Origin of the sequence: Acinetobacter towneri DSM 14962 = CIP 107472 (assembly GCF_000368785.1) — a bacterium.
Taxonomy (GTDB): Bacteria; Pseudomonadota; Gammaproteobacteria; order Pseudomonadales; family Moraxellaceae; genus Acinetobacter; species Acinetobacter towneri.
Genome location: NZ_KB849676.1, coordinates 1 through 2,501, shown reverse-complemented (window position 1 = coordinate 2,501; position 2,501 = coordinate 1). Strand labels below are relative to the sequence as shown.

The 2,501-nt window shown below is 32.9% G+C and carries 5 protein-coding genes; 2 read left to right on the top strand and 3 right to left on the bottom strand.

Going from position 1 to position 2,501, the window contains the following annotated elements; translation table 11 throughout:
* A partial coding sequence (locus F947_RS00305; protein WP_040333388.1) for an STAS domain-containing protein occupies positions 1-166 on the top strand: 166 nt, incomplete at its 5' end.
* Between the two features lie 110 nt (positions 167-276).
* On the opposite strand, the gene F947_RS00300 is transcribed toward F947_RS00305, so the two are convergent.
* Both F947_RS00300 and F947_RS00295 read right to left on the bottom strand, forming a co-directional pair.
* Complete coding sequence (locus tag F947_RS00300; RefSeq protein ID WP_004969304.1) at positions 277-567, bottom strand: addiction module antidote protein; 291 nt, start codon at positions 565-567, stop codon at positions 277-279.
* Between the two features lies 1 nt (position 568).
* Positions 569-865: a type II toxin-antitoxin system RelE/ParE family toxin gene (locus F947_RS00295; protein ID WP_004647749.1), complete on the bottom strand. Its 297-nt coding sequence runs from the start codon at positions 863-865 to the stop codon at positions 569-571.
* Positions 866-1,081: 216 nt separating this feature from the next.
* Between F947_RS00295 and F947_RS14895 the strand changes: the two genes are divergently transcribed.
* Complete coding sequence (locus F947_RS14895; protein WP_004969301.1) at positions 1,082-1,207, top strand: hypothetical protein; 126 nt, start codon at positions 1,082-1,084, stop codon at positions 1,205-1,207.
* Positions 1,208-1,300: 93 nt separating this feature from the next.
* Here F947_RS14895 and F947_RS00290 read toward each other — a convergent pair whose 3' ends face one another.
* The gene (locus tag F947_RS00290; protein WP_004969299.1) at positions 1,301-2,383 is read right to left on the bottom strand and encodes a hypothetical protein; all 1,083 of its coding nucleotides are present in this window, start codon (positions 2,381-2,383) and stop codon (positions 1,301-1,303) included.
* Positions 2,384-2,501: the final 118 nt, after the last annotated feature.

Sequence of the window (2,501 nt, the reverse complement as noted above, 5' to 3'; positions counted from 1 at the left end):
GATTATTGATTTGACCCATTCTCACATTTGGGATGTAACATCAGTCGCCATGCTTGATTCTGTTGTAAATAAATTTCAAAAGAATGGTGCGAATGTCACAGTACGTGGTCTAAATGAAGCCAGTTCGATCATGATTGATAAGTATGGGACACATGCCAGAATTTAAGTTTTAAAAATTCTATATTTATATAGAATTTCTAAAATTAACATAATACACCTTATACGAATCTAAAAATGGGAGCCTTTAGCTCCCATTTTTACTATATTTTTAAAGTTTTAAGCGTGTTGTACTGTGAGCTTTAAGCCTAAAGCATTTACTACACGATTAATCGTATCAAAACGTGGTGCTGAATCCTGACGTAGGGCTTTGTAGAGTGCTTCACGCCCAATCCCTGCTTCTTTAGCGATTTGAGTCATGCCACGAGCTTTAGCAATAACACCAAGTGCATGGGCTAATTCAGCTGGATCATTTTCTTCAAGAACCATATTGAGATACATCACAATGTCTTCTTCAGTTTTGAGCGACTCAGCCATATCAAAACTTGGTAAATCAGCGACTTTAACCATTTTAATCCTCCAATGTTTTCGATAGTTTGACTGCCCGATCGATGTCTTGTTGTTGAGTTGATTTATCTCCACCACCAAGCATTACAATCACAACGTCACCATGTTGGATGTAATACATCCTCCATCCAGAACCGAAGAATTCTCTCATTTCCCAAACGCCATCTTGGAGAGGTTTAATGTCTCCCCAGTTTCCACGTTGAACCTTATCTAATCGACGATTCAGGCGGATACGGGTCATATTGTCTTTAATGCCATCCAACCATTCATCAAATTCTGGAAGACGTTTAATTTCAATCATGAGGATTCCTTATCTTCTCACTATATTGTATTCGATCGAATACAATATGCAAGTAATTTATACGAACATCCATTAATTTCGTATAACACCATTATGTTAAATACATAATTTTTTTGGTTAAAATTTAAACTTTTTTACTGTTTTTCAGGCAAGATGCATATTTTTTTGAAGCCATACTTTCCTTGTCAGATGTTCAAACATTTTAAGGAGAAAGCAATGACACAAACAGCGAATGATCAACGTGCTACAGTAAAAAATCCTAATAATATTCAACATGCGCAGAATCAGGACAACCGTAGCCGACAATTGAATCCTAATCATAAACCTACGAAATCTAAATAAGGATGAAAACTATGAGCACAGCAGGTTGGCCTAGTACTACTGGAAATCCATCAGGTGGTGGCCGAGACAATAATCCACCTCGTAAATAAAAATTTATTTATCTTGTAATATCAATTCAGAAGGCCAAAGATATTGGCCTTCTGAAGGATATTTCTTCAGGAAGGCTTCCCATATCACGATAAAATCTTCTGATGTAGCTAACGTAGAAACGCTGGCTGTTTTTTGAAAATGTTTATAATAAAAGTCTTGCCAAAAATATATTAACCATAGGCCAGCTATGGCATTAATACTTTCAAACCACTTATCTTCTGGAAGTTCATTTTTCAGGAATAAATAATTCTCTTCTGAGACTTGTTCATAAATTTCATCATTTTTAAACTCACCATAAGGTAGACCTAGGAACTCATAGACTTCATTCAAGTAGCATAGTCTTCTGTTTTCTCTAACTTTTTTAATTAGTTGTATAAATTCTTTAATTTGTTCATCTTCGAGAGAAGGATCTAACCATTGCTCAAAACCATTAGTTGGAGGAATAGTCTTCAGAATCTCGACTTTATGTCCTTTTGTTGCTTCAAACTTTGCATTTATCTTTAAGATAAATAAAAGAAAATCTGTAAAAGTTTTTGATGGGAAGTATGGTCGTTTATTTTTAAACTTAAACTTTAATGCTTGGTTTAGTGAGATTGATTGGAATCCCCACTTCTTAGAAATTAAATGATCTAAGTGAATTAAAATTAGCAGTATATTGACGCCAGAATTTCTAAGCATCTCATGACTAATAATATTCTTTAAATCACCGTTAAAGCTAAAGTTATTTACCAGAAAATCATGTAGTTTGCAGACATCTTCATATAAAAAATTATTTTTTTCTAATTCTGAAAATAGCTTTATATGCTCATTCCAATAAAAAAAATCGTTATTCTTAATTGGATATAGTTCTAAGATTTTTAAGCAGTATGCAAAATTATAGTTTTCTTCATCTACAGCTAAAGAAGTTGCTGAATTAAGTACGAAAAACCCCATTTCTGAAGCAAATTCGGATTTAATTTTAACTTTAGCTATTTCATCATTTTTAAATGGAACATTAGTATATTTTTTCTCAATTTTACCTAGTTTCTTAGCCAGGTTTTTATCCATATTTTTCAATATTAAACAGTAGAATTCTAAAGGATTCATGGATGCCCTAATTTTTTAAAAAATCTAAAATTAACATAATACACCTTATACGAAATGCGTTATAATTATCTATAGAAATCAATGCTGTAGTTTCTAGTTTATAGCCCAATCACACCCG